The following is a 25241-nucleotide window of genomic DNA, read 5'->3' as shown; positions in this document are numbered from 1 at the left end:
ACGTCGAAGCCGCGGGTGGCCTCGTGGATGCAGTGCTTGATCTCGTCGGTGATGTGCGGGATCACCTGGACGGTGGCGCCCAGGTAGTCGCCGCGGCGCTCCTTGCGGATCACCGATTCGTAGATCTTGCCGGTGGTGATGGAATTCTTGCCGGTGAGACGGGTGTGGACGAAGCGCTCGTAGTGGCCAAGGTCCAGGTCGGTCTCCGCGCCGTCGTCGGTCACGTAGACCTCGCCGTGCTGGAAGGGACTCATGGTGCCCGGATCCACATTGATGTAGGGATCGAGCTTCATCATGGTGACCGAGAGGCCGCGGGCCTCGAGAATGGACGCGAGCGACGCCGCCGCGATGCCCTTGCCTAGCGAGGACACCACACCGCCAGTGACGAAAATCAGGGGGGTCATGGAAAGCAGCCGTGCTGGAAATCGGCATTTTAGCGGCAGATCGCTTCTACCGCGAGATGGCTGCGCATGGAAAGAGAGAAATATTATGCTGCGGCGCGATTGGGCGAGACGCCAATCGTGGATTTGGGTGGGCGAATGAACCCCAATATCGCCAGCCTGGATCGACTCGGCACGGTTGGGGTCGCATTCGCTCACCCCAACCGGTGGGTGCTCGCAATTACGTCTAGCCGATGCTCGAGGAAGTGGACTGCATCACCGGATGCATCATGTACAGGTTCATGTTGTGCATCACCCACAACGAACCCACCACCACGATGGCGATGATGAGCAGGGTAAACACGCCGATCGACAGGTTGTCGCGCTGCCCCGGTGCAGCACTCATGTGCAGGAAGAACGCCAACTGCACCAGCAGCTGTGCAACGCAGAACACCACGATGCCAGGCGCCACCAAATGCTGCGGCACCGCCCCGCTCATCACGCAGCCAAACGACAGCACCGTGAGGATCAACGACAGCGCGAAACCGACGGTGTAGCTCTTCAAGCTGCCATGTGCGTTATGCGCGTGGGCGTCAGAATGACCATGCTGGCTCGACATTTCAGAGCACTCCGAACAGATAGACGAAACTGAACACGCAGATCCACACCAGATCCAGGAAGTGCCAGAACAGGCTCAGGCACGACAGGCGGCGCTGCACGGCATCGTTCAGGCCGAACTTGCCGACCATCACCATCATCACCGCCAGCCAGATCAGGCCGGAGGTAACGTGCAGGCCGTGCGTGCCGACCAGGCCGAAATAGGCTGAAAGGAACGCGCTGCGATCCGGGCCGGCGTGCTCGAACGCAATCAAGTGGTGGAATTCGTAGACTTCCATGCCCACGAAGCCGGCACCGAACAGGAAGGTGACCAACAACCAGGCAATCACCTTGTTGCGCTTGCCCGCGTGCATATTCAGCATCGCCAGGCCAAAGGTGAAGCTGCTGATCAAGAGCAGCATGGTTTCACCGAACACGAACTTCAGATCGAACAACTCCTTGCCGGTGGGGCCGCCGGCGGTGGCGTGTCCCAGCACGGCAAAGGTGGCAAACAGGCCCGAGAAGATCAGGCAGTCGCTCATCAGGTAGATCCAGAACCCCAGCAGGGTCTTGGAACCGTCGTCGTGATGCTCGTGGGCACCGCCATGTGCGATGGCGCCGTTAGCAGTAATTGCGGTACTCATGGATTAAGCCACCTTCTCGCCGGCCGAGGCCGGACCCACGTTTTCGATCAGCTTGTGCAGCGGCACCAGGCGTGCACGCTCGATCTGCTCGACCTCGGCACCCGGCACGTAGTAGTCCACGTCGGTATCGAAAGCGCGCACCAGGAACGAGCCGATCATGCAGAGCAGGCCGCCGATGGCCAGCCACCAGATGTGCCACACCATGGCAAAGCCGAACACCGTGCCGAACGCGGCCATGATCAAACCGGCGCCGGTGTTGCGTGGCATGTGAATGTCGTCGTAGTGCGCGTACTGCGGGTAGGCGCGTTTGTGTTCCTTGTCGGCCCAGAACTGATCCAGTTCATCGACCTTCGGCAGCACCGCAAAGTTATAGAACGGCGCCGGCGAACTGGTCGCCCACTCCAGCGTACGACCGCCCCACGGATCGCCGGTCAGGTCGGGATTCGCAGCGCGGTTGCGGATGCTCACCACGAACTGCAGCAGCATGAAGCCGATGCCCGCAGCGATGAAGACGGCACCTACAGCAGCCACGATCAGGTAAGGCTGCCATGCCGGGTTCGCATAGTGGTTCATGCGGCGCGTCATGCCCATCAGGCCCAGCACGTACAGCGGCATGAAAGCCAGATAGAAGCCGACCACCCAGCACCAGAACGACGCCTTGCCCCAACGCTCTTCCAGCTTGAAGCCGAAGGCCTTCGGGAACCAGTAGTTCATCGCCGCGAACAGGCCGAACAGCACGCCGCCGATGATTACGTTATGGAAGTGCGCGATCAGGAACAGGCTGTTGTGCAGCACGAAGTCCGCACCCGGCACCGCCAGCAGCACGCCGGTCATGCCACCGATGGTGAAGGTGACCATGAACGCTACCGTCCACAGCATCGGCAAGGTGAAGCGGATGCGGCCGCGGTACATGGTGAACAGCCAGTTGAACAGCTTCACGCCGGTCGGAATCGAAATGATCATGGTCGAGATGCCGAAGAAGGCATTCACGTCCGCGCCCGAGCCCATGGTGAAGAAGTGGTGCAGCCACACCACGAAGGAGGCGATGCCAATACCCGCGGTGGCGTACACCATCGACTTGTAGCCGAACAGCGGCTTGCCACTGAACGTCGCCACCACTTCGGAAAACACGCCGAAGCACGGCAGGATCAGGATATATACCTCAGGGTGACCCCAGATCCAGATCAGATTGATGTACAGCATGGCGTTGCCGCCAAGCTCGTTGGTGAAGAAGTGCATGTCCAGGTAGCGGTCGGCCGCCAGCAGCGCCAGCGCCACCGTCAGGATCGGGAATGCCGCCACGATCAGGATGTTGGTGACCAGCGCCGTCCAGGTGAACACCGGCATCTGCATCATCTTCATGCCTGGCGTACGCATGCGCAGGATCGTGACGATGAAGTTGATGCCGCTAAGCGTGGTACCCAAACCTGATAGCTGCAGCGACCAGATGTAGTAGTCCACGCCCACGGTTGGACTGAACTTCAACTCCGACAGCGGCGGATACGCCAGCCAGCCGGTAGCGGCGAAATCGCCCACGAACATCGAGATCATCACCAGCACCACGCCTGACGCGGTGAGCCAGTAGCTGAGCGAATTCAGGAACGGATACGCCACGTCGCGCGCGCCGATCTGCAGCGGCACTACCAGGTTCATCAGGCCCACCACGAACGGCATGGCCACGAAGAAAATCATGATCACGCCGTGTGCGGTGAAGATCTGGTCGTAGTGATGCGGCGGCAGGTAGCCCGCGGCGTCCGCCGATGCGATCGCCTGCTGCGCGCGCATCATGATGGCGTCGGTAAACCCGCGCAGCAGCATCACCAGCGCGAGGATCACGTACATGATGCCGATGCGCTTGTGGTCCACCGTGGTGAACCATTCGCTCCACAGATAACCCCACTTGCGCTGGAGCGTGACCCAGCCGAGCAGCGCCGCGCCGCCCAGGGACACCATCAGCAGGGTGCCCATGATGATCGGCTCATGGAAAGGAATGGCCGATAAAGAAAGTTTTCCGAACATGGCCTACTCCGCAGCCTTGGCGTGATCGTTTGGCGAGGGGATGGCGCTGGCCTGTGCCGGCGCATCGCCGATCTTGTCCATCTTCATGTCGCCCATGTACTGGCCGATGATGGCGTTGAACAGGCCCGGCTTGACGTTGGTGTAGTACGTCACCGGCACCTTCTCGCTCGGTTGTGCCAGCGCGTGATAGGTCTGGTCATCCAGGCTGAGCTGGCTGGCCTTGGCTTTGTTGATCCAGTCCTTGAAACCTTGTTGCGAGGTCGCAATCGCCGTGAAGTGCATGTCCGAGAAACCCGCGCCGCTGTAGTTGCTGGACAGGCCGGCATAGGTGCCCGGATGGTTCGCAATCAGGTGCAGCTGCGTTTCCATGCCCGCCATCGCGTAGATCTGGCTGCCCAACTGCGGAATGAAGAACGCGTTCATCACCGAGTCGGACGTGATCTCGAAATGCACCGGCACATCGGTCGGCAGCGCCAATTCATTGACGCTGGCCACGCCGTATTCGGGATAGATGAACACCCACTTCCAATCCATTGACACGGCCTGGATGGTGAGCGGCTTGGCCTCATGCGCCAGCGGCTTGTACGGATCGAGCGCATGCGTGGTGCGCCAGGTGATGGTGCCGAGTATCGCGATGATGATGCAGGGAATGATCCACACCACCGCCTCGATCGCGGTCGAATGCGACCACTTCGGCGCGTACTTGGCTTTGGTATTGGAAGCACGGTAGCGCCAGGCAAAGATCAGGGTCATCGCGATGACCGGGACCACGACCAACAGCATCAAACCTGTGGCGATCAGGATCAACGACTTTTCCTGGGCGCCGATATCGCCCATGGGCGACATGAGTTCCAGATTGCAACCGCTGAGCAATAGCGCAGCGATACCTACGCACGACCAGCGCGCGGCGGAGACGAGGGAACGCTTGTTCACGAACGACTCTTGAGAAGGACTGATTGGGATGTGTCGTTGGGGAAACGACCCGTATATGTTATCGCGCTGCAGCAAGGTGTGACTAGCCTGTGAACGGTTGCCGCCGCCAGACGGAATGTCGCAGGCGATGCGCGTGACGCATCGGTGATCGACTCCCCCCCCTGCGTACAATAGGGGAGAGGGCTGGGTCTGAGGTATCCCCGCGTTTTTGCTCGTCATTCCGGCGAAGGCCGGAATCCAGTCTAAGTACGCGGTGCGCAGCACACATTGCTTTTTCTATGCTGCGTGCCTCGCACATCGTATTGCACTGGACCCGGCCTTCGCCGGAATGACGATTCGCTTCGAAATGGGCTCGATGTAACCCTTACATTTTCTGGACAATTGGCAAAAAACGCGGGGATACCTCAGGGGCTGGATGGGGCGAAGCGAATCTTGCGGTGATGTTCGATCATGCGCGGGACATCAGTCCGGCGTAGCCGGACGCGAGCTTCGCTCGCAGCACCCCACCCCAACCCACCCTGTAAACAGGGGAGGGAGTGCAACGTGGCAAGCATGGGTTACGCTGCACTAACCCAACCTACGATCCAGCGCCGATGAGCACTCCGATCCCCGCACGCATTGCTGCCTTGCGCGAAGCGATGGCCAAGCACGCCATCGCCGCCTGCCTCGTTCCTACCGCCGATCCGCATTTGTCCGAATACCTGCCCGCGCATTGGCAGGCACGCGAATGGCTATCGGGTTTCAACGGTTCGGCCGGCACGTTGCTGGTTACCGCGATGGACGCCGGCGTGTGGACTGATTCGCGCTATTTCTCACAAGCCGAACAACAGCTTGCCGGCAGTGGTATTGCGCTGATGAAGCAGCGCGTGTCGCACGCGCCGGAACATTTGACCTGGTTGCAGCAACACCTGCATCAAGGTGACGTGGTGGCAGTGGCTGGCGACAGCGTCTCGGTGGCCACGCAGCGGCAGATCGAGCGACTATTAAATAGCGTGGGAGCCACATTGCGCGTCGATCTCGATTTGCCCGGCATGGTATGGCTCGATCGCCCCGCCCTGCCCCATGCACCGGTGTTCGAGCATCCGCTCACCTACGCCGGCACCACGCGCGCCGAAAAATTCGAAAAGTTGCGCAACGCCATGCGCAAGCAGCATGCGACACATCACCTAGTCTCCAGCCTGGATGACGTCGCCTGGCTCACCAACCTGCGCGGCAGTGACGTCGAATGCAATCCGGTGTTCCTCGCGCACTTGTTGGTGGAGGCGTCTGGACGGGCCACGCTGTTCGTCGATCGGGACAAGCTCAAGGATGACGTCGTCGCCGCCTTGCTGGCCGACGGCATCCGCATCGCCAATTACGCCACCCTGGATGATGCGCTCGGCGAATTGAAGGCCAGCGACACCTTGTTGTTCGAGCCGGGGCGCGTGGTGAGCAAGGTGCTGCAAGCCGTCGCGCCGGAGGTGAAGCGCGTCGAGGCGCCCAACCCTTCCACGGCTTTCAAGGCGATCAAGAGCAAGAGCGAGCTGGCGCATATCCGCGAAGTGATGCGCCGCGATGGCGCCGCCCTGGCGCGTGCCTTCCGTCGCCTGGAAGAACGCCTCGCCGCCGGCATGGCGCAAACCGAGCTGGACGTGGATGCCTTGCTGCGCAACGAACGCTCCGCGCAACCCGACTTCGTTGGCGAAAGTTTCGCCACCATCGCCGGCTACATGGAAAACGGCGCGCTGCCGCACTATCGCGCCACGCCCGAAGCGCACAACACCTTGCAGCGCCACGGCCTGCTGCTGGTCGACTCCGGCGGCCAATATCTTGGCGGCACCACCGACATCACCCGCGTGCTGGCCCTGGGGCCGACGACGCCGGAGCAACGACGCGATGCCACGCTGGTGATGAAAGGCATGATCGCGCTCTCCCGCGCGCGCTTTCCCAAAGGCGCCAGCGGTCCGCAACTCGATGCGCTGGCCCGCGCACCGCTGTGGGCCAGCGGCATGGACTACGGTCATGGCACCGGCCATGGCGTGGGCTACTTCTTGAACGTGCATGAAGGGCCGCACGGCATTCGTCCGCCGGCATCCGGCGCCACGCTGGTGTCGCTTGAACCAGGCATGATCACCTCGATCGAACCTGGCTTATATAAACCTGCGCGTCACGGCATCCGTCACGAGAATCTCGCCGTGGTGGTGGAAGCCGACCAGACCGAGTTCGGTGATTTCTACGCGTTCGAAACGCTCACGCTGTGCCCGTTCGACCGGCGCGCATTGGAACCCGGCCTGCTCAACCCCGAGGAGCGCGCCTGGCTCGACGACTACCACGCCACGGTGCGCGCGGCATTGGCGCCGTTGCTGGAAGATGCGGATCTGGCGTGGCTGGAAAAACACTGCGCGCCGCTCTAGATGTCGCTAGATGATCATGTCGGCCGGGGAAAATTTCCGCGTCGACAAGCGCACGAAAGCAGGGATTTCATTCCAGCCTACGTTATCAATCGAGCGTACCTGCGCCAAAGCGGTCATCGTCGCGCCGCGCCGTTGCAATCTCCAACACAATGGACAGGGCGCGCAGCACATCTTCGCCACCCATGCTTGGCGCATTCGGAAAGCGCACCGCCTGCGAAGGCGAGTACGGAATGTGGATAAACCCCGCGCGCACACCGGGACGTTTCGCCGCCAAGTGCAGCATTAAATAAGCCACGTGATTGCAAACGAAGGTCCCTGCCGTATTGGATATCTCGGCCGGCAGCCGCTCGGCAAGCAGGGCCTTGAGCATCGCCTTGATCGGCAGGGTACTGAAATAGGCAGCTGGCCCCTCCACCACGACGGCTTCATCAATAGGCTGCGCACCGCTGTTGTCGGCCATGCGCGCGTCCTGCACGTTGATCGCCACGCGCTCGATGGAAAGCCGGCTTCGCCCACCCGCCTGCCCTACGCCAAGCACGATCGCCGGCGCAAGCTCATCCATCATCATCGCCAGCTCGCGTTGCGATTGCGCAAACGCGGTGGGCAGCACGCGCGATATCACGCGATGACCGCCGATGTGCTTGCCATCAAGCACCCGCACCGCCTCCCAGGAAGGGTTGATGTCTTCTCCGCCGAACGGCGTGAACCCCGTCAGCAAGATGCGTGGCTGTTCGCTCATGGCGTTACGGATACCTGTCAACGGAAGACCAGCAGCCACATGGTAATGAAGGTGACCACAAAGATGCTTGCCGCACTCCATGCCTGCGCGCGGATGACGCCATATGGACTGCGCAGTTCCAGCAACGCGGCAGGGACCAGGTTGTAGTCGGCGGCCATCGGCGTCAGCAGCGTACCGCAGTAACCGCACAGCATGCCCATGGAGCCCAGCACGGCCGGATTGGCGCCATAACGCTGCACCAGCAGCGGCAGACCGATGCCCGCCATCATCACCGGGAAAGCCGCAAAGGCGTTACCCATGATCACGGTGAACAACACCATGCCGAACGCAAACACCAGCAAGCACAGGAAGGCATTGCCTTCGGGTAGCAGCATGCTCGCCAGCGCCGCGATATCACCGCCAACGCCACTCTGCGTGAATACCTCGCCAAGCGCAGCCAGCAACAAAGGCAGCAAGGCCGCCCAGCCGATGGCGTCGAGCAGCCGCCGCCCTTCCGCCAATCCCTGATGTGGCGACACTCGCGCAATACGGGCGGCGGCAAGTAAAGCCACCACGCACGCCAATGCGAGACCAGTCAGCGTCATTTGCGGCTTGGCGAACAAAGCCACGCCGCCGACAGCTAGGTGCGCGCCAAACAACGCGACCAGCAGCGTGACCAGCGGAATCAACAACGCCGGCACAAATAACTTATGGCCAAGGCGGATCGCCGAGGCGATCCGCACAGGACTGCTCACTGGCTCCGAATGCGATCGCCTGCGCAGGCATGGCGCCAGCAGCGCCAGCGCAATCACCATGCATCCGGCCAGCTGCGCGGGCCACGCGTTGCCAGCTTGCTGTTGCGCGAGCACGACATCGCCGCCCGCGAACAACACGCCCAACAGCAACCAGAAAGTGGCACGCGCAAACTGCCGTTCGCGCAGATTGCGCCAGGCGGTGAACAACAGAAAGACCGCGATCAGCCAGTACACATACTCGATGCGCAACATGCTCAGGCTTCCGTTGCCTGCGCGCGGCGTGCGAGACGGCGCTGAAACAACCAGACGCGTACGGACTGAATCACGAATGCAGCAATCGCCGTGGGCAATGCCCACAGCGCGATGGACAGCGGCGCAAGCTCGATGCCGTGCTGCGCGTAGAACCCTTGAATCAACAGCACGGCGCCCAAGGCAATGAACACGTCTTCGCCAAAGAAGCGGCCAATGTTGTCAGTGGCGGCGGCGACAGCGCGCACATCGTCCCGATCGGCGTCGCTCAAGCCAGCAAGCATTTTTTCGGCAGCGGCCTCGCTCATTGGCGCCAGCAACGGACGCACCGTCTGCGCTGGCCCTGCGACGCCAGTGAGCCCCAGCATCGCCAATCCTTCGCGCACCACCAGATAACCGATCAGCAGGCGCGCAAGGGTAAGGCCTCGCAATTGCTCCATCCATCGTTGGGCGTGTTCGCGCAATCCGGCATGTTCGAGCAGGCCGATCGCAGGCAAGGTGAGCACGAACAACAACAGCATGCGCGAGGACTCAAAGCTCTTGCCCAACAGCCCCAGCAGATCCGGCAGATGCAGTCCGGCCAGCAAGCCGCTCACGAGCGCCGCCCCAACCACCACCGGAACGGCATTGAAGCGCACGGCAAAGCCGATGACGATCACGGCAACACCCAGCAGTGGCCAGTAGTTCATCCCGGTTCCTTGTTCAATGTGGGCGTGTGATACCCATATCGGCCGCTTCCAGCGCGGCGCGCAGCTGGCGTGCAAAATCCACCGCATGCGCACCATCGCCGTGCACGCACAAGGTATCGGCCTGCAACGCAACAATGCTGCCGTCGACTGCACGCACATGCCCTTCGCGCGCCACCGCCATCGCCTGTGCGATGGCTTCGTCGCTTTCCTTGATCACGGCATCCGCCTCGCGTCGCGATTGCAGCGTGCCGTCGGCACAATAACGCCGATCGGCAAACGCTTCAGCGGCCACCGGTATGCCGATGGCTTTGCCCGCATCGACGAGCGCCGAGTTCGCCAGGCCAAACAAGCGCAGTGCGGGATCGAAGTCATGCACCGCGCGTGCGATCGCCGCCGCCAGCTTTGCGTCGCGTGCCGCCATGTTGTATAGCGCGCCATGCGGTTTTACATGGCTCAACCGCGTACCTGCCGCCTGCGCGAATCCGTGCAATGCGCCGATCTGATATAGCGTGAGCGCATAGGTCTCGTTCGGCGTGATGGCCATCTCGCGACGGCCAAAACCCTGCAAGTCGGGCAGCGATACGTGGGCGCCGATGGCGACATCGTGCTCCACCGCCATCGCCACGGTGCCGCGCATGATGTCCGGATCGCCGCCGTGAAATCCGCACGCGATATTGGCCGAACTGACGATGGCAAGCAGTGCCGCATCGTTGCCCATGCGCCAGGCGCCGAAGGATTCGCCCAAGTCGCTGTTGAGATCGATGGTCTTGGCGAAGCTAGTTCTTTTCATAGAGATTCCTATGTGGATTCCAGCCCTTGTCCGATGCGTTGGAGCAGTTGCCGCAAGGATGCCTCGCGCTTGCGCAGTCGCTGCCATGACTCCTCCATGGACGTCTCGCGGAAATATACGGCATCGCCCGGCCGGCGCTGCGCAAGGCGCGCAAGATCGACGGCGGCAAGCTGCCCGATGCGCGGGTAGCCGCCGGTGACCGGCGCCTCGGCCAGCAACAGGATCGGCTGTCCTGAAGGCGGCAATTGCAAGGTGCCGGGCAGCGTGGCCTCGGAGATCAACTCAAGCGTCTCGCGCAGACGCAGCGGCGTGCCATCCAGGCGATTGCCCGTGCGGTTGCTGTCCTTGCTGACCACGAAGCGCTGCGTGAACAGCACGCGTTGCGACGCATCGTCGAGGGCAGCGTAGTGATGACCACGCATCAGCGCCAACGGCCCCTGCGGATAATCCAACCAAGGCTGCGGATCGGGTCCCCAGCGCAGCGCCTGCATCTGTGTGCCGGAACGGAACCACGGCGCCGCGGTGTGCCCGCCTACCGTCAACACATCGCCTGCCTTGATGGCGCCGCCAATGCTTGCGTGCAGATCCGTGCTGCGGCTGCCGAGCACAGGCGTGCTGTCAAAACCACCGCGCACGGCGAGATAGCTACGGCAACCGTGACGCATGCCACCAAAACGAAGCACGGTACCGGCCGGCAGCAAGCAGCTTGTCCACAGCGGTACTGGCTGGCCGTTTGCGCGTGCATCGATGATCGCGCCCGTCACCGCAACCACCGCATGCTGATGAAAACGCAACGTTGGGCCGCCAAGCGTCATCTCCAACGCAGCCTCACCATCCGCATTGCCCACCAGCGCATTGGCGAGCCGCCATGCTGGCTCATCCATCGCACCCGCGCGCCCCACGCCGAGCGCGGCATAACCGCGGCGCCCCGCGTCTTGCAGGCTGGTGAGCAGGCCGGGCTTGATGACCTCAATCGCCATTGCCGAAAGCCCATGCAACCCGCATGGCCGTCATTCCCGCGAAAGCGGGCATCCACTTGCTCTGATGCAAAAGCGAAGATGGATGCCCGCTTTCGCGGGAATGACGGCCATATAACGCCGCATGCATGGAAGAGCATGTTGGGCTTCGCATTCGCTCACCCCAACCTACGACGATATTCGCGTTCGTCGATCGCTTGAAAGCGCACGTAATCCCCCGGTTGAACCAGCGATGGCTGCTCCGCCGCCACATCGAACAGCCGCAACGGCGTGCGGCCAATCAATTGCCAGCCACCGGGAAGCGCTTGCGGGTAGATGCCGGTTTGTTGCCCACCGATCGCCACGCTGCCGGCGGGCACCCGTATGCGCGGATGGCTTCTCCGCGGCATGGCCAACGCAGGATCAAGACCAAGCAGGTAAGGAAAGCCTGGCGCAAAGCCGAGCATCGCAACGCGATACGTCACGCCCGTATGACGGGCAATCACCTCGTCCGCCGACAACTGCGCATGTGCCGCCACAGCATGAAGGTCCTCGCCTGCCGCTCCGCCATAGCAGACGGGAATGGTCACCTCGCGCGATGCGGTTTCCGGTTCGCCTGATGATTGCAGGACAGCGCCGATGGCATCGCGCAAGCACCGAGCGGAAAAGTGCCCCTCATCATCCAGCCAGCGCGCGGGGTCGAAACGCAACAGCAGGCTCGCATAGGCTGGCACGCATTCCACATCGCCAAGCTCCGCTTGCAGCCTCGCCGCAGCAGCAAGCACCCGCGCGTTCACGCCGGCGTCGATGGTGTCGCCAAAACGCAACAGCCATGCGTCTTCCGCCAACGGCTCCGCTTGCATGTTTGACCAGACCCTTTCCGTGTCATCCAGTCGATGACTTTAATCCAGTTGCCGCCACAAATCCGTCATTCCAGCAAAAGCTGGAACCCAGTGCCTCCAACCCCAAAAGTCGCTGGATTCAGCTTTCGCTGGAATGACGAGCAAGCGCTTCCGGCGATACTTAAGGCAACACTGATCAAGTATCGCCGTCGTCATGATGGCTGGAAGGCTCGCAGGGTGTGCCGCGTGGCGCGGGGAAGGCTGGCCGTCTTGCCAAGCCGCGCGGCACACCCTGCGGGCCTTCCAGACATCACCCAATCATTTAAATTCAGCATGTGGGGCCAGCTCTGTCTGTCCGCATGCCGCAGGGCTGGTGACGACGTCGATACTTACTCAGTGTTGCCTTAAGCTCGAAGCACCGGGTTGCGCCCTCCGTGGGCGGCAGCCCCAATGCTATGATCCGGCGCAGCCTGGCCAACCAGGCCATTCAACCACACCATCCGCTTGACCTCCCCGGCCTGACCACCCATTCTCCGCGCTCACTTCCGTATCCAGCACCCGCATGAGCAGTCGCTACAACGCCGCCGACATCGAAGTTCTTTCCGGCCTAGACCCCGTCAAACGCCGGCCGGGCATGTACACCGATACCACGCGCCCGAACCATTTGGCGCAGGAAGTGATCGACAACTCGGTCGACGAGGCGCTGGCCGGCCACGCCAAATCGATCGAAGTGATCGTGCATACCGACGGCTCGGTGGAAGTGAGCGACGATGGCCGCGGCATGCCGGTGGATATCCACCCGGAAGAAGGCATCCCCGGCGTCGAGCTGATCCTGACGCGCCTGCACGCGGGCGGCAAATTTTCCGGCAAGAACTACAACTTTTCCGGCGGCTTGCACGGCGTGGGCGTGTCGGTGGTGAACGCGCTGTCGAACAAGGTGGAAGTGACCATCCGCCGCGATGGCAACGAATACCGCATGACGTTCGCCAACGGCGACCGCGCCACGCCGCTGGAAACCATCGGCACGGTGCCGAAGAAAAAGACCGGCACCACCGTGCGCTTCTGGGCCGATCCGAAATACTTCGATTCGCCCAAGATCTCGCTCTCCAAGCTCAAGCACCTGTTGCGCGCCAAGGCGGTGCTGTGCGCCGGCCTCAACGTTAAGCTCACCGACGAAGCCAGCGGCGAAGTCAGCGAGTGGTATTACGAGGACGGCCTGCGCGACTACCTGCGCGGCGAACTCGACGGCGCCGAGTGCCTGCCGGCCGAATTGTTCGTGCATCACGTGGCGCGCGACACGGAAGGCCTCGATGTCGCCCTCACCTGGCTGCCGGAAGGCGAACTGGTGCAGGAAAGCTACGTCAACCTGATTCCCACCGTGCAAGGCGGCACGCACGTCAATGGCCTGCGCAGCGGCTTGACCAATGCGGTGCGCGAATTCTGCGACATCCGCAACCTGCTGCCGCGCGGTGTGAAGCTGGCGCCGGAAGATGTGTGGGAGCGACTGGCTTTCGTGCTGTCGGCAAAGCTGCAGGATCCGCAATTCGCCGGCCAGACCAAGGAACGGCTTTCCTCGCGCAATGCCGCCGCACTGGTGGAAAGCGTGGCACACGATGCTTTCAGCCTCTGGTTGAACCAGCACGTCGATCTGGGCGAACGCATTGCGCAACTGGCGATCGAACGCGCCAGCGCACGCCTGAAAGCCGCCAAGCAGGTGGTACGCAAGAAAATCACCCAGGGCCCCGCCCTGCCCGGCAAGCTGGCCGACTGCACCGCCACCGACCTCACCCGGACCGAACTGTTCCTGGTGGAAGGCGATTCGGCCGGCGGCAGCGCCAAGCAGGCACGCGACAAGGAGTTCCAGGCGATCCTGCCGCTGCGCGGCAAGATCCTCAACACCTGGGAAGTGGAATCCACCTCGGTACTGGCTTCCGAAGAAGTGCACAACCTGGCCGTGGCCATCGGCTGCGACCCCGGCAAGGATGATCTCTCCGGCCTGCGCTACGGCAAGGTGGTGATCCTGGCCGATGCCGACTCCGACGGCCTGCACATCGCCACCCTGCTCAGCGCGCTCTTCCTGCGCCACTTCCCTGCCCTGGTGCGCGAAGGCCACGTGTTCGTGGCGATGCCGCCGCTGTTCCGTGTCGACGTGGGCAAGCAGGTGTTCTATTGCCTCGACGAGAACGAAAAGCAGGCCATGCTGCAGAAAATCGAGCGCGAGAAGATGAAGGGCCAGGTCACGGTGACCCGCTTCAAAGGCCTGGGTGAAATGAATCCTGCGCAGCTGCGCGAATCCACCATCCATCCCGATACGCGTCGCCTGGTCCAGCTGACCGTGGAAGACAATGACGGCACCGCCAAGCTGATGGATATGTTGCTGGCGAAAAAACGCGCTTCCGATCGCAAGAGCTGGCTGGAAGAAAAAGGCGACTTGGCCACGCTGGAGGTGTGAACCTCCTGCCTCACGTCGCTATGAATGCCAACACTGGGGTTCGCGTTCGCCCACCCCAATCTACGGGCGGCATTCGCTTGCACCATCGCACGGCGAACACCGAATAGGGCCGCGACGAAACATCCAACACAATGCGCCGCCACAAGCGGCGCATCTTTTTGCGCACATGGATAGGCGCATAAGCATGAAAAAGAAGAAGTACGTGAGAGGGTGGCTGACGTTGCTTGCCGCGGCTTGTGCAGGCTGCAAGCCCATCCCGCCCGTCAACGGCCACATCGTGCCCGAAGCGAAACTCACCAAGGGCCAGCTTATCCAGTCCGATCCCAATCGCATGGCCAGCCTGGAGATGCGCAACAACCTCGACGCGCTGTATTTACTGATGGACAAGCTCTACAAACGCAACCCCGCGGAATGGAAAAAGGGCGGAGCCGCCAGCCGCGACGAGGCCGAGACTCAGGTAAGCCGTGCCATCGACCAGCGCACACCGCTGCCCGGGCTGGATGCGCGCGACACGAAGGCGATGGCATTGGCGCTCGACCCGCACTTCAAGGGAGATCGCGTCGCCACCTTCATCTATGGCATCGGCGACATGCTGGTCACCGCGCACGGCGGCAAGCACGTCTTCTACCTTGTCGACGGACTCGACGCACAACGCGTCTACAACGCCGCTCGCAACGTGGAGATCGCCATGTGGCTACTGTCACAGCGCAAAGACAGTGCCGGCCATCCACTGCTGCTCTCCAATGCACTTTCCGGCGAAAACCAGAATCTCAGCTTTGAGCGCCTGTTCGGTGGCATCATCGGACGCACGGACCTGGTCGCGGAATTCACTGCCGAAAAATACCGACGTGCGGTGATCGATTATGGACAAAGCTTTTTTGGCGGCCAGTTCCTGCAATTCCTGCCGGTGAGCGAGGTCGCGGGTGCAGCATCTTCCCTCTGATGCCGCATCGGCGTTATGGTGACGGCCGGTTTTTCACCGGATCGGGCTTATGTCGTTGCTACCACCCTTCGACCTGCAACGCTGGATCGACGAACACCGCCACTTGCTCAAGCCGCCCGTTGGCAATAAATGCATTGTCGATGGCGATTTCATCATCATGATCGTCGGCGGCCCCAACGCGCGCACCGACTATCACCATGACGAAGGCCCTGAGTTCTTCTACCAGCTCGAAGGCGAGATGGTGCTGAAAGTGCAGTACGAAGGCGTTGCCCGCGACATTCCCATCTGCGCAGGCGAGATCTTCTACCTGCCGCCTCGTGTACCGCATTCACCGCAACGCATGCCCGACTCCATCGGCATGGTGATCGAGCGCCGCCGGCTTGCGCACGAGAAAGATGGCTTGCTGTGGTTTTGCGAGCGATGCAATCACAAGCTGTACGAGGAATATTTTTTTCTGCAGAGCATAGAAGCCGATTTCCCGCCAGTGTTCGATCGTTTCTATGCTTCGAAAGAAGTGCGTACGTGCAAGGCTTGCGGGCATCTCAATCCAGCGCCGGCGCGTTACGGCTAACCCTTCCCTTCACGGGGTACGGGTTGTCATGAAAACGCATGCTCCTTTGTGGTCGTCATTCCCGCTTTCGCGGGAATGACGACCATGAGGCAAAAACGCAACCGCACGTTCAAACAGCGCACGCCAGCCACTTTTTCGCCATGCGGCGTAGCGATTCATCAGTGTCGTCCGCGCCCACCAGCTCGCGTATCGCCACCCAGGCAAGCTCCAGCGATTCTTCACTGACCGCGAATTTTTCATCTTCACCCGCACGCACGACATAACGCACGTCGTAATGCCAATGCCCAGGCTCATGCTTGCGTTCCGGTATCCAGTGCCGGTCGACATCAAAAATACCGGGTTCGACGGTCAAACCTTGCAAGCCTGATTCCTCTTCCGCTTCACGCAACGCCACCGCAGCAAGATCGTTGTCACCGTCCGCGTGGCCACCCAATTGCAGCCAACGCCGCAACTTGCGGTGGTGGGTCAACAACACACGCTTGCCATCGCTGCTCACCAGCCACGCCGAGCCCGTGAAGTGTCCCGGCGCATGCTCGCGATCGAACGGCCGCTCCGCTTTCTCAAGAAAATCCAAAAACGCCGTTGCGTGTGGATCGCAGGGAAAGATTTCGCTGTAGCGCTGCAAGGCCTGTTGCAAGTTCACGTGCATTTCCTCAATGAACATGTTCAACGTGGATGGATTTTAAAAGTAATCCGATGGTTCAACTGCGCCCCCTTCTTTTAGTTTCGATCGAGTGTCGGCGCGCACCTACGGCGTCTTCTTATTCCCCGCGATCGAGACTTTTTCCATGCAACGATTTGGCCTGAAACATACGACCCTCGCATTGTTGTTCGCTTCCGTCGGCTGGTGCGCACAAGCCAGCGCCGCCGATTCGGATATCAACCTCACCGGACCGCTGCTCACTGCAAGCCCGAACGTTCCATCCAAGGGAACATGGAATATTGAGCCCTATCTCATGTACTACAAGAGCGCAGACTCTTACGACGACCGCGGCGATACGCAAGCCAAAGACAACAGCACGTACCAGTGGCAGACGCTGGTGCCAATCACCTACAGCGTCACCGACCGCTTCATGCTGACTGCATCCGTTGGCATGGCACACGCCATGTCCGCTGGCATGCGCACAGATGGCTGGGGTGCCACAGATACCTCCATCGGCGGCCAATATCAGTTGCTTACGCACAACGAACAACGCACCACGCCGGCACTGGCCGTGCGCTACACGCACCGATTTCCCACCGGTAGCTATGACAAGCTCAACGAAAACCCACTCAATGCCACCGGCAACGGTGCGCACGTCGATACCTTCTCGCTGCTGGCCCAGCAGTACGCTTGGCTGCCCAACGGTCGCCCCCTGCGCTTTCGCGCGTCAATCTCCTACTCGCTCCCTCCCAGCCACGTCGACGTGAAAGGCACAAGCGCTTACGGCACGCCGCAGGATTTTCACGGCGGCATTCGCCTGGGCAGTGCGTTCGGTATCTCCACCGCAGTGGAATACAGCATCGACTCGAAATGGGCGCTTGCGCTGGATCTGACCTATAACCGCAGCTCAGCTTCGCAGTTGCATGGCGTGCAAGGGAAAGGCGAAAACATCGCGCCGTTTTCGCGCCGCGATCCGGTGCAGCACGTGTACAGCCTGGCGCCCGCGGTGGAGTACAACTTCAATGATCGCTTCGGCCTGATCGCCGGCGTGCAATTCAGTTTTGCCGGACGCAACAATGATGCATTCATGACCCCCATGGCGGCCTTCAACATGGTGTTCTGAAGGACGATCAGCGCAGAAAACACAAGTGCCATCCGGCGTCGGGAAAACGGTGTCGGAGTGATTCACACCTCGTGATTCGAACTGCAATGCAGCTTGTACCATCGCCCTCCGCTGGGCTATGGTTCGCCGATGCCTCGGGCCTGCGGGCTGATTCTTAAAGGTGTCGATTAAACGAGGCAGTTCGTTCTCACGGGGACCACTCAATGCTATTCAAACGCGTCAAGCCACTCGATCAGATTCTCGCCACGGCCGAAAAAAAGGGCCTCACTCGACAGCTTGGCGCATTCCAGCTCACCATGCTCGGCATGGGTGCGATCATCGGCACCGGCATCTTCGTGCTTACTGCCGAAGCAGGCCAGAAAGCCGGTCCCGGCATGATGGTCTCGTTCGTCATTGCCGCCATCGTCTGCGCACTGGCCGCGCTGGCCTACGCGGAACTCGCATCGATGGTGCCGGTGGCCGGTTCCGCTTATACCTACACGTACGGCGTGCTCGGCGAAGGCCTGGCCTGGGTCGTCGGCTGGGCGCTGGTGCTTGAATACACGATCGCGGCCAGCACCGTGTGCGTGGGCTGGTCCGGCTACATGAACGGCCTGCTCGCCAATCATGGACTCGGCTTGCCAGCCTTCCTGCGCGCAGGTCCGATGGACGGTGGCGCATTCAATCTGCTGGCCTTCCTTATCGGCGCCCTGATTACTTTTCTGCTGATCATCGGTACGTCGAAGTCGGCGAAGGTCAATTCGATCCTGGTGCTGATCAAGGTCATCGCCTTGACTGTCTTCATCGTCATCGCCCTGCCAAGGGTGCAGGACACCAACTTCCATCCCTTCACTCCCAATGGCTGGGGCAGTCCGATGGGCGGCATTGGCGTGCTGGGGGCTGCCGCCTCCATCGTGTTCGCCTATATAGGTTTCGATGCCGTTTCCACCGCCGCCGAGGAAACCAAGAATCCCAACCGAAACATTCCCATCGGCCTGATTGGTTCGCTCGGCATCTGCACCGTCTATTACTTGTTGGTGAGCTATGGCGCGATTGGTGCGGTGGGTGCGCAGCCGGTGACCGGTCCGGGCGGTGCGGTGCTGCAGCCTGGCACGCCGGGCATGGCGGAAGCCTGCAATGGCTCTGCCGCACTGGTCTGCAGCAAGGAAGCGCTTGCGCATGCCCTGCGCCTGCTGCACCACAATTGGTGGGGTGACGTGATCGGCGCAGCAGCCAGCATTGCGCTGCCTTCGGTGATTCTCACCATGACGTACGGCCAGACCCGCATCTTCTTCACCATGGCGCGCGATGGCCTGCTCCCCGCATCGTTCGCCAAGATCCATCCACGTTTCCACACACCGCACGTGATCACACTGACCACCGGCCTGTTCGTGTCGCTGTTCGGCGCCATCTATCCTGTGGGCCAACTTGCCGACATCACCAATTCGGGCACGCTGTTCGCCTTCATGATGGTGGCCATCGGCGTCATGGTGCTGCGCGTGAAGCAACCCGATCGCAAGCGTCCGTTCCGCACGCCACTGGCGTGGCTGGTATGCCCGCTCGCCGTGCTTGGTTGCCTGCTGCTTTTCGTCAACCTGCCAGCCAGGACGCTGGCCGTCTTCTTCGGCTGGGGTATCGTCGGCCTGGTGGTCTATTACCTCTACGGCCGCCGCAAGAGTCATCTGGCCAACGGCACCGAACCTGCCTGAGGTTGCGCGCCGCGTCATAAAGTGAATCTGATCCGGCACGGTGAGCCACACCGTGCCGGCTTTCTTTCAGGGAATCGTATGCTGAAACAGCTGTTCGCCCGCAAAACCGATTTTTCTGACGATACCGATACCGGGCACGGGCCGAGCTTGCGGCGAACACTTGGTCCCTGGGGCATTACCGCACTAGGCATCGGCGCCGTCATCGGCACCGGCATTTTCGTCGTGACGGGTCAGGCAGCCGCTGATAATGCGGGGCCGGCCGTACTCATCTCTTTCATTCTGGCGGCGATCTGCAGCGGCTTCACTGCGCTGTGTTATTGCGAGTTCGCCACGCTGATCCCGATTTCCGGCAGTTCCTATTCCTATGCCTATGCCACGCTGGGCGAACTGGTCGCCTGGTTCATCGGTTGGAACATGGTGCTGGAATACGCCATCTCCGCGTCAGCCGTCGCGGTGAGCTGGACTGGCTATTTCACCAGCCTGCTCGATCACGCCGGTCTTCACCTGCCCGCCGCATTGACTGGAGCCCCGCTCGATTTTTCCAACGGCCACCTGGTCGCCACCGGCAATCTGTTCAACCTGCCGGCGGTCGCCATCGTGCTGGCGCTTACATGGGTTTGCTACATCGGCATCCGGGAATCTTCAGGCATCAATTTCCTGATGGTGCTGCTCAAAGTTGGCCTGATTGTGATCGTAGTGGTGGCGGGCTATCGCTACATCGATACCGCCAACTGGCACCCCTTCATTCCCGAATCGCAAGGCGGACATAAATACGGCTGGGCCGGCATCATGCGTGGCGCAGGCATGGTGTTCTTCGCCTACATCGGCTTCGAAGCCACCTCCACCGCCGCGCAGGAATGTAAAAACCCGCAGCGCGATCTGCCATTCGGCACATTGGTGTCGCTGGTGATTTGCACCGTGCTTTATCTGGCCATGGCCGCGGTGTTGACCGGCCTGATCCCGTACACCCAACTGGGCACCGATGAGCCCGTGGTCACCGCCATCAAGGCGCATCCCGAGCTCGGCTGGCTGAGGTTGATCGTGGAGATCGGCGCGATGATCGGCCTGTCGTCGGTGATCCTGGTGATGATCATTGCGCAGCCGCGTATCTTCATGATCATGTCGCGCGATGGTCTGCTGCCGACGGTGTTCAGCCGTATCCATCCGCGCTATCGCACGCCGCATCTGAACACGCTCATCACGGGTTTTGGCATCGCGATACTCGCGGCGTTGTTTCCGCTTGGCGTACTGGCGGACCTCACCTCCATGGGCACATTGATCGCTTTCGCGGCCGTGTGCGTCGGCGTGCTGATCCTGCGCTATACCGCGCCGGAGCTGCCGCGTACGTTCCGCGTGCCATGGGCGCACTTCGTATGCATCGCCGGCACCCTCAGCTGCGGGGCGCTGCTTGCCACCATGGGCTGGTACAACTGGGCGCTGATGGTGGTCTGGACCCTGTTCGGCTTTGCGATTTATTTCACCTATGGGGTTCGCCATAGTCACCTGCGGCGCGCCAATGATTCGATAAAGAGCCGAACGCCGGCAATTTGACGCAATCTTCGGGGAACGCCAGGAATCAGCCATCCATTAGTCGCTAACGGTCTTTTAATGAATCGAATGTAGATTCGCCGTTTTATTGCCCAATCTATTGAATTATAAGAATATTTTTTTCAGTCCACACAAATTTCCTACCCCAGCCCGCCCCATTTCGGCCAACCGGAGTATCATCAGTGGCCCGTGGGTTGATCACTTGGCAGTGGGCCCCGGATCGCGACCCGGCGCATCAGGCCAGTTAGCTCCTCGTCCTGATGCGCCGGGAAGCACCTTTCAGCAACACCCCTTCGTTTCTTTTTACAAACGCCTGTCTCGCACAGGCGTTTTTTTATGCGTCCGTTTTTTGGACGCATTCGCGCAAACAAAAAGGCCGGCGCGAGGCCGGCCTTGCTGGTATCAGGCAACGTGTCAGGCTTGCTTGGCGGTGTGCGAGATACACCAGCCCTTCGCCGACACGGCTTTGCCGGGGAACAACTGGCACGGACCATAACCCGTCGGACCGCCCGAGTAGAACTGGCAATTGGCGCACGTATCGCCCGCGTGGTGCTTCGGATCTTTCGTTGTCGAAGCATCCTCGACGTAGCCGAGCGCCTTGGCCGTTGGGTCGGCATCGGAAACATGCGGCATATCATCGGCGCGCGCGACGCGCGGCAACCCGCTCACCAGCGCCGCTGCGGCAGCAGTGCCGGCAGCAAACTTGAGGAAACGACGGCGTGATTCGATATCTTTTGGTTCTGACATAACCACCCTCATGGCACGTTGTTCGCCGCGGGGACTGCGGCGATGCTTTTCGCATCCTAACGCCATGCCTCCTGCCGGAGCCTTTTCGCGAATAACTCGCATTTGGCGCTTTCCCTGCCATGCTATAGTCGCCGCTCATTTGGACGTCCATTTGCCATGAGCCAAGCCCTGCCCGCCTCCATTCCCGCCGCGCTTTTCCACGAGCGGGCCGACGCTATTGCCGACACGGCGCGCGAACTTGCGCAACACGGCTGGACACCTGCGACCAGCAGTAATTTTTCCATGCGCGTAGACAGCGATCACGCAGCGATAACAATCTCCGGACGCGACAAAGGCAAGCTCAGCCGCGACGACATCATGCTGGTGGACATGCAAGGCAAGGCCGTCGGCACCGCCTCGCGTCCCAGTGCGGAAACCGAGTTGCACACGCAGGTATATCGCCGCTGGCCCGAGGTGAATGTGGTGCTGCATACGCACTCGCGCACGCAAAGCGTGGCCTCGCGCCTGTTCGCCGCCAACGGCGTAATCCGGCTGGAAGGCTGGGAACTGCAAAAAGCGATCCGCGGCCACACCACGCACGAAAGCGTGTTGAACATTCCGGTGTTCCCCAACACGCAACACATGCCCGAACTGGTCGCACAAGTGGATGCCTGGATCGACGCCGGCAAACCCCTGCACGCCTACTTGATCAATGGCCACGGCATCTACACCTGGGGTCATGACATGGCCGAAGCGCGCCGCCATCTGGAGGCGCTGGAATTCCTGCTCGGCTGCGAACTCGATCTTAGGGTCTGCCTAGGGTCTCAGCATGGCCCACGCCGGGATCTGTTTGCCTGACGGACAAGGAGTAACGAAGGCGTGTATGTCGATATGCAACTGAGAGAGGACGCGGCCCGGCGAGCAAACAGACCCGGCCCTTCGGGTTGTCACGGTGCGTCCACCATGCGGCAGCGCGCAGCTTGGCTTGCCAGCCAGGCAAGCGCTGCGCCGCGCACTGCCACCTGGCGGACGCACCGTGACAACGCGGGCTATGCTGAAACCCTAAGCAGACCCTGGAGACTGAACGCATGAGCCGCCTGCGAATTTTCGACGAGCGTCATCCGCAAGAACCGCTCTCGGTGCACAAGGATCACGCGAGCATCACTCGCGAACTCGGGAAGGTTGGCGTACGCTTCGAGCAATGGGCAGCCAACCAGCCGGTGGCGCCCGGCGCCAGCCAGGACGAAGTCATCGCCGCCTATCGCGCGGATATCGACCGCCTGATGCGCGAAGAGGGCTATCAATCCGTCGACGTGATCAGCCTGACGCCGGATCACCCCGACCGCGCCACGCTACGCCAGAAATTCCTGGGCGAACACACGCACAGCGAAGACGAAGTGCGTTTCTTCGTTGCCGGCGCGGGCCAGTTCACCCTGCACATCGACGGCAAGGTCTATGACGTGCTGTGCGAACAGGGTGACCTGATCGGCGTGCCGGACGGCACGCGCCACTGGTTCGACATGAGCGAGTCGCCGTATTTCGTGGCGATCCGCCTGTTCACCAACAAGGAAGGCTGGGTCGCCAATTTCACCGGCTCGGATATCGCGGAACAGTTTCCACGGATGCAGCCCCTGGCGGCCGTGGTGTAAACCGCGGCATCCACTCAGCTTCCAGACGCATCGGCATGGCCATGCTGGGATTTGCATCCCAGCCCACGAAATCAACCGCTTGCACCCGCGCAAGCCCACGCTAAGCTTGGGAGCCCCATCCCCCGGCCGCTCCCATGACCGCCATCCGCGCCATCGTCACCGACATCGAAGGAACCACCAGCTCGATCCGTTTCGTCAAGGACGTGCTGTTCCCCTATGCCCGCCGACGCCTGCCAGCCTATGTGGAAACCCACGGCGACACGCCCGAAGTGCAGCATTGGCTGCACGAGGCGGCCAAGGAAGCGGATATCGTCGAAGCGACCCGGCAGGAAATCATCGAGCTGCTGCTGCGCTGGATCGACGAAGACCGCAAATCCACTGCCCTCAAGGCCCTGCAGGGCATGATCTGGCGGGAAGGCTACGAAGCCGGCGAATACCGCGCACACCTGTATCCGGACGTGGCGGCGCGCCTGCACGCCTGGCGCGGCGAAGGGCTGCATCTTTACGTGTATTCCTCCGGCTCGGTGCCGGCGCAGAAGCTGTTCTTCCGCTACAGCGAGTCCGGCGACCTCACCCCGCTGTTCGCCGGCTACTTCGATACCGAGACCGGTCCCAAGCGCGAACAAGCCTCCTATCAGCGCATCGTGGAAGCGATCGGCGAGCGGCCCGAACACGTGCTGTTCCTGTCCGACATCGAGCAGGAGCTGGATGCCGCACGCGCCGCCGGGCTGCGCACCGGCTGGCTGCTACGACCGCCCCTGGAGATGCCGCCCCGGCCCAAGCATCCTGCCTATACCAGCTTCGACGCCATCCAGCCCTGAGCGTGAACCCACCATGCGCATGCGCACCCTACTGACCGCCCTGCTTTCCTTCGCCGCCGGCGTGCTGGTGATGTTGCTGGTCACCGGCCACCGCCCGCCGCCCAATCCGGAACCACCGGGCGTGGCGGCCAGCAGCAGCGCCTCGCCGGCGCCCGCTTCCTCCAGCAGCGATACGGATGACAACAACGACAACGACAATTGGCCCAGCCAAGGTCCCTCGCCGGAACAGGTGATTTACTCGCAGCCGAACATGGTCAGACAGGCCGTTTCGAAACTGTCGCCGCGCGTACCCGACAAAACCAATCTCTACCTGGTCACCTTCGCCGGCGACGCCGGCGAAGATGTCTTCCGCAACGAAGCCGAATACGCCGCCCAACTGTTTACCCAACGCTTCGGCCCTACTGCGCACGCGCTGGTGCTGGAAAACAATCCCGCCACCTTGCAATCGCATCCGCTGGCCAGTTGGAGCAACCTCGAAGCCACGCTGGATCAACTCGCTGCGGTGATGAAACCCGACCAGGACATCCTGGTGCTCTACATGACCTCGCACGGCGATGAAGACCACAATTTGCTGGTCGACATGGATCCGCTGCCGCTGGACCAGATCGGCGCGCCCGACCTCGCCGGCATTCTCAAAAAACGCCAGTTCAGATGGAAAGTGGTGGTGGTGAACGCCTGCTATTCCGGTGGCTTCGTGCCCGAGCTGCGCGGCGCCGGCACGCTGGTGCTGACGGCAGCACGCACGAACCGCAGCTCGTTCGGCTGCGGCAGCGATTCCGACATTACCTATTTCGGCAAAGCGTGGCTCGTGGACGCGCTGAATAAAACGGACGACTTCGTCGATGCGTTCCAGCTCGCCAAACGCGATATATCCAATTGGGAACAGCAGGACAAGCTCACGCCATCCGAGCCGCAGGTGGATGTTGGCGCGGGCATAGCGCAGCAGCTCGCTGCGTGGCGCAAGGAAGTGACGCCAGGACCGCCCGTGCCGTTCGTGCCACCGCCGCCGTCGGCAAGCGGTGCGAGTACGGCAACACCATGATCTTTCCCGCGGGAATGCGGGCCGGGATGACAATCCCAGCTTTCATGCAAGCGTCCTGACGCTGGGATTT

At 61.5% G+C, this 25241-nt stretch carries 23 protein-coding genes and 1 pseudogene; 11 read left to right on the top strand and 13 right to left on the bottom strand.

The window, feature by feature from the left end; all coding sequences use genetic code 11:
- From pyrG to cyoA, 5 genes and pseudogenes are all read right to left on the bottom strand, one after another.
- Nucleotides 1–404, bottom strand: a pseudogene (pyrG, locus tag V7M64_RS15300) (CTP synthetase); the annotation flags it as partial.
- Between the two features lie 223 nt (nucleotides 405–627).
- A complete protein-coding gene (gene cyoD, locus V7M64_RS15295; RefSeq protein ID WP_333680223.1) occupies nucleotides 628–999 on the bottom strand; it encodes a cytochrome o ubiquinol oxidase subunit IV in 372 nt (123 codons plus the stop codon).
- Nucleotide 1000: 1 nt separating this feature from the next.
- Nucleotides 1001–1621 (bottom strand): cytochrome o ubiquinol oxidase subunit III, encoded by a 621-nt coding sequence (gene cyoC, locus V7M64_RS15290; protein ID WP_333680221.1) that lies wholly within the window; start codon nucleotides 1619–1621, stop codon nucleotides 1001–1003.
- 3 nt (nucleotides 1622–1624) lie between these two features.
- The gene (gene cyoB / locus V7M64_RS15285) at nucleotides 1625–3640 is read right to left on the bottom strand and encodes a cytochrome o ubiquinol oxidase subunit I (protein ID WP_333680220.1); all 2016 of its coding nucleotides are present in this window, start codon (nucleotides 3638–3640) and stop codon (nucleotides 1625–1627) included.
- A gap of 3 nt (nucleotides 3641–3643) precedes the next feature.
- Nucleotides 3644–4573, bottom strand: coding sequence for a ubiquinol oxidase subunit II (cyoA, locus tag V7M64_RS15280; RefSeq protein WP_333680219.1), 930 nt, complete (start codon nucleotides 4571–4573; stop codon nucleotides 3644–3646).
- A gap of 593 nt (nucleotides 4574–5166) precedes the next feature.
- On the opposite strand from cyoA, the gene V7M64_RS15275 reads away from it, so the two are divergent.
- Nucleotides 5167–6966 (top strand): aminopeptidase P family protein, encoded by a 1800-nt coding sequence (locus tag V7M64_RS15275; RefSeq protein ID WP_333680218.1) that lies wholly within the window; start codon nucleotides 5167–5169, stop codon nucleotides 6964–6966.
- Between the two features lie 85 nt (nucleotides 6967–7051).
- On the opposite strand, the gene pcp is transcribed toward V7M64_RS15275, so the two are convergent.
- The 6 genes from pcp to pxpB all read right to left on the bottom strand — a co-directional run bounded on the left by pcp (nucleotide 7052) and on the right by pxpB (nucleotide 11986).
- The gene (gene pcp / locus V7M64_RS15270; RefSeq protein ID WP_333680217.1) at nucleotides 7052–7705 is read right to left on the bottom strand and encodes a pyroglutamyl-peptidase I; all 654 of its coding nucleotides are present in this window, start codon (nucleotides 7703–7705) and stop codon (nucleotides 7052–7054) included.
- Nucleotides 7706–7722: 17 nt separating this feature from the next.
- Nucleotides 7723–8691 (bottom strand): DUF979 family protein, encoded by a 969-nt coding sequence (locus V7M64_RS15265; protein ID WP_333680216.1) that lies wholly within the window; start codon nucleotides 8689–8691, stop codon nucleotides 7723–7725.
- Nucleotides 8692–8693: 2 nt separating this feature from the next.
- Nucleotides 8694–9377, bottom strand: coding sequence for a DUF969 family protein (locus V7M64_RS15260; protein WP_333680214.1), 684 nt, complete (start codon nucleotides 9375–9377; stop codon nucleotides 8694–8696).
- A 13-nt stretch (nucleotides 9378–9390) separates the two neighbouring features.
- Nucleotides 9391–10167 carry a 5-oxoprolinase subunit PxpA gene (locus tag V7M64_RS15255; protein ID WP_333680213.1) on the bottom strand — a complete coding sequence of 259 codons (777 nt, stop codon included), beginning with the start codon at nucleotides 10165–10167 and terminating at the stop codon, nucleotides 9391–9393.
- 8 nt (nucleotides 10168–10175) lie between these two features.
- The gene (locus V7M64_RS15250) at nucleotides 10176–11147 is read right to left on the bottom strand and encodes a biotin-dependent carboxyltransferase family protein (protein WP_333680212.1); all 972 of its coding nucleotides are present in this window, start codon (nucleotides 11145–11147) and stop codon (nucleotides 10176–10178) included.
- A 155-nt stretch (nucleotides 11148–11302) separates the two neighbouring features.
- The gene (gene pxpB / locus V7M64_RS15245; RefSeq protein ID WP_333680211.1) at nucleotides 11303–11986 is read right to left on the bottom strand and encodes a 5-oxoprolinase subunit PxpB; all 684 of its coding nucleotides are present in this window, start codon (nucleotides 11984–11986) and stop codon (nucleotides 11303–11305) included.
- Nucleotides 11987–12527: 541 nt separating this feature from the next.
- On the opposite strand from pxpB, the gene parE reads away from it, so the two are divergent.
- The 3 genes from parE to V7M64_RS15230 all read left to right on the top strand — a co-directional run bounded on the left by parE (nucleotide 12528) and on the right by V7M64_RS15230 (nucleotide 15931).
- Nucleotides 12528–14417: a DNA topoisomerase IV subunit B gene (gene parE / locus V7M64_RS15240; protein ID WP_333680210.1), complete on the top strand. Its 1890-nt coding sequence runs from the start codon at nucleotides 12528–12530 to the stop codon at nucleotides 14415–14417.
- A 184-nt stretch (nucleotides 14418–14601) separates the two neighbouring features.
- Nucleotides 14602–15360 carry a hypothetical protein gene (locus V7M64_RS15235; protein WP_333680209.1) on the top strand — a complete coding sequence of 253 codons (759 nt, stop codon included), beginning with the start codon at nucleotides 14602–14604 and terminating at the stop codon, nucleotides 15358–15360.
- A gap of 49 nt (nucleotides 15361–15409) precedes the next feature.
- A complete protein-coding gene (locus V7M64_RS15230; RefSeq protein ID WP_333680207.1) occupies nucleotides 15410–15931 on the top strand; it encodes a 3-hydroxyanthranilate 3,4-dioxygenase in 522 nt (173 codons plus the stop codon).
- Between the two features lie 109 nt (nucleotides 15932–16040).
- Here the strand turns inward: V7M64_RS15230 and V7M64_RS15225 are convergent, their stop codons facing one another.
- Complete coding sequence (locus V7M64_RS15225) at nucleotides 16041–16505, bottom strand: NUDIX hydrolase (RefSeq protein ID WP_333680227.1); 465 nt, start codon at nucleotides 16503–16505, stop codon at nucleotides 16041–16043.
- Nucleotides 16506–16719: 214 nt separating this feature from the next.
- Between V7M64_RS15225 and V7M64_RS15220 the strand changes: the two genes are divergently transcribed.
- The 3 genes from V7M64_RS15220 to V7M64_RS15210 all read left to right on the top strand — a co-directional run bounded on the left by V7M64_RS15220 (nucleotide 16720) and on the right by V7M64_RS15210 (nucleotide 20936).
- On the top strand, nucleotides 16720–17697 hold the full coding sequence (locus V7M64_RS15220; RefSeq protein WP_333680206.1) for a transporter: 978 nt from the start codon (nucleotides 16720–16722) through the stop codon (nucleotides 17695–17697).
- 203 nt (nucleotides 17698–17900) lie between these two features.
- Nucleotides 17901–19385 (top strand): amino acid permease, encoded by a 1485-nt coding sequence (locus V7M64_RS15215; RefSeq protein ID WP_333680204.1) that lies wholly within the window; start codon nucleotides 17901–17903, stop codon nucleotides 19383–19385.
- Nucleotides 19386–19463: 78 nt separating this feature from the next.
- Nucleotides 19464–20936, top strand: coding sequence for an amino acid permease (locus V7M64_RS15210; protein WP_333680202.1), 1473 nt, complete (start codon nucleotides 19464–19466; stop codon nucleotides 20934–20936).
- Nucleotides 20937–21347: 411 nt separating this feature from the next.
- Here the strand turns inward: V7M64_RS15210 and V7M64_RS15205 are convergent, their stop codons facing one another.
- Complete coding sequence (locus tag V7M64_RS15205) at nucleotides 21348–21680, bottom strand: high-potential iron-sulfur protein (protein ID WP_333680200.1); 333 nt, start codon at nucleotides 21678–21680, stop codon at nucleotides 21348–21350.
- Nucleotides 21681–21836: 156 nt separating this feature from the next.
- Between V7M64_RS15205 and V7M64_RS15200 the strand changes: the two genes are divergently transcribed.
- From V7M64_RS15200 to V7M64_RS15185, 4 genes are all read left to right on the top strand, one after another.
- A complete protein-coding gene (locus tag V7M64_RS15200; RefSeq protein WP_333680198.1) occupies nucleotides 21837–22517 on the top strand; it encodes a methylthioribulose 1-phosphate dehydratase in 681 nt (226 codons plus the stop codon).
- Between the two features lie 230 nt (nucleotides 22518–22747).
- Nucleotides 22748–23308 (top strand): acireductone dioxygenase, encoded by a 561-nt coding sequence (locus V7M64_RS15195; RefSeq protein WP_333680197.1) that lies wholly within the window; start codon nucleotides 22748–22750, stop codon nucleotides 23306–23308.
- A gap of 134 nt (nucleotides 23309–23442) precedes the next feature.
- Nucleotides 23443–24129 (top strand): acireductone synthase, encoded by a 687-nt coding sequence (gene mtnC, locus V7M64_RS15190; protein WP_333680196.1) that lies wholly within the window; start codon nucleotides 23443–23445, stop codon nucleotides 24127–24129.
- Nucleotides 24130–24148: 19 nt separating this feature from the next.
- Entirely contained in the window at nucleotides 24149–25171 is a 1023-nt protein-coding gene (locus tag V7M64_RS15185) for a C13 family peptidase (RefSeq protein WP_333680225.1), read from the top strand.
- Nucleotides 25172–25241: the final 70 nt, after the last annotated feature.

Source organism: Dyella sp. (assembly GCF_036746095.1).
Classification (GTDB): domain Bacteria; phylum Pseudomonadota; class Gammaproteobacteria; order Xanthomonadales; family Rhodanobacteraceae; genus Dyella_B.
The sequence above is the reverse complement of the archived record's forward strand: the minus strand, read 5'-3'. Positions and strand labels throughout refer to the sequence as shown.

Excerpts from the sequence above, each read along its gene's own strand:
- cyoD (WP_333680223.1), bottom strand. The coding sequence starts at position 999 with ATGTCGAGCCAGCATGGTCATTCTGACGCCCACGCGCATAACGCACAT.
- cyoC (WP_333680221.1), bottom strand. The coding sequence starts at position 1,621 with ATGAGTACCGCAATTACTGCTAACGGCGCCATCGCACATGGCGGTGCC.
- cyoB (WP_333680220.1), bottom strand. The coding sequence starts at position 3,640 with ATGTTCGGAAAACTTTCTTTATCGGCCATTCCTTTCCATGAGCCGATC.
- V7M64_RS15275 (WP_333680218.1), top strand. The coding sequence starts at position 5,167 with ATGAGCACTCCGATCCCCGCACGCATTGCTGCCTTGCGCGAAGCGATG.
- pcp (WP_333680217.1), bottom strand. The coding sequence starts at position 7,705 with ATGAGCGAACAGCCACGCATCTTGCTGACGGGGTTCACGCCGTTCGGC.
- V7M64_RS15265 (WP_333680216.1), bottom strand. The coding sequence starts at position 8,691 with ATGTTGCGCATCGAGTATGTGTACTGGCTGATCGCGGTCTTTCTGTTG.
- V7M64_RS15260 (WP_333680214.1), bottom strand. The coding sequence starts at position 9,377 with ATGAACTACTGGCCACTGCTGGGTGTTGCCGTGATCGTCATCGGCTTT.
- V7M64_RS15255 (WP_333680213.1), bottom strand. The coding sequence starts at position 10,167 with ATGAAAAGAACTAGCTTCGCCAAGACCATCGATCTCAACAGCGACTTG.
- V7M64_RS15250 (WP_333680212.1), bottom strand. The coding sequence starts at position 11,147 with ATGGCGATTGAGGTCATCAAGCCCGGCCTGCTCACCAGCCTGCAAGAC.
- pxpB (WP_333680211.1), bottom strand. The coding sequence starts at position 11,986 with ATGCAAGCGGAGCCGTTGGCGGAAGACGCATGGCTGTTGCGTTTTGGC.
- parE (WP_333680210.1), top strand. The coding sequence starts at position 12,528 with ATGAGCAGTCGCTACAACGCCGCCGACATCGAAGTTCTTTCCGGCCTA.
- V7M64_RS15235 (WP_333680209.1), top strand. The coding sequence starts at position 14,602 with ATGAAAAAGAAGAAGTACGTGAGAGGGTGGCTGACGTTGCTTGCCGCG.
- V7M64_RS15230 (WP_333680207.1), top strand. The coding sequence starts at position 15,410 with ATGTCGTTGCTACCACCCTTCGACCTGCAACGCTGGATCGACGAACAC.
- V7M64_RS15220 (WP_333680206.1), top strand. The coding sequence starts at position 16,720 with ATGCAACGATTTGGCCTGAAACATACGACCCTCGCATTGTTGTTCGCT.
- V7M64_RS15215 (WP_333680204.1), top strand. The coding sequence starts at position 17,901 with ATGCTATTCAAACGCGTCAAGCCACTCGATCAGATTCTCGCCACGGCC.
- V7M64_RS15210 (WP_333680202.1), top strand. The coding sequence starts at position 19,464 with ATGCTGAAACAGCTGTTCGCCCGCAAAACCGATTTTTCTGACGATACC.
- V7M64_RS15205 (WP_333680200.1), bottom strand. The coding sequence starts at position 21,680 with ATGTCAGAACCAAAAGATATCGAATCACGCCGTCGTTTCCTCAAGTTT.
- V7M64_RS15200 (WP_333680198.1), top strand. The coding sequence starts at position 21,837 with ATGAGCCAAGCCCTGCCCGCCTCCATTCCCGCCGCGCTTTTCCACGAG.
- V7M64_RS15195 (WP_333680197.1), top strand. The coding sequence starts at position 22,748 with ATGAGCCGCCTGCGAATTTTCGACGAGCGTCATCCGCAAGAACCGCTC.
- mtnC (WP_333680196.1), top strand. The coding sequence starts at position 23,443 with ATGACCGCCATCCGCGCCATCGTCACCGACATCGAAGGAACCACCAGC.
- V7M64_RS15185 (WP_333680225.1), top strand. The coding sequence starts at position 24,149 with ATGCGCACCCTACTGACCGCCCTGCTTTCCTTCGCCGCCGGCGTGCTG.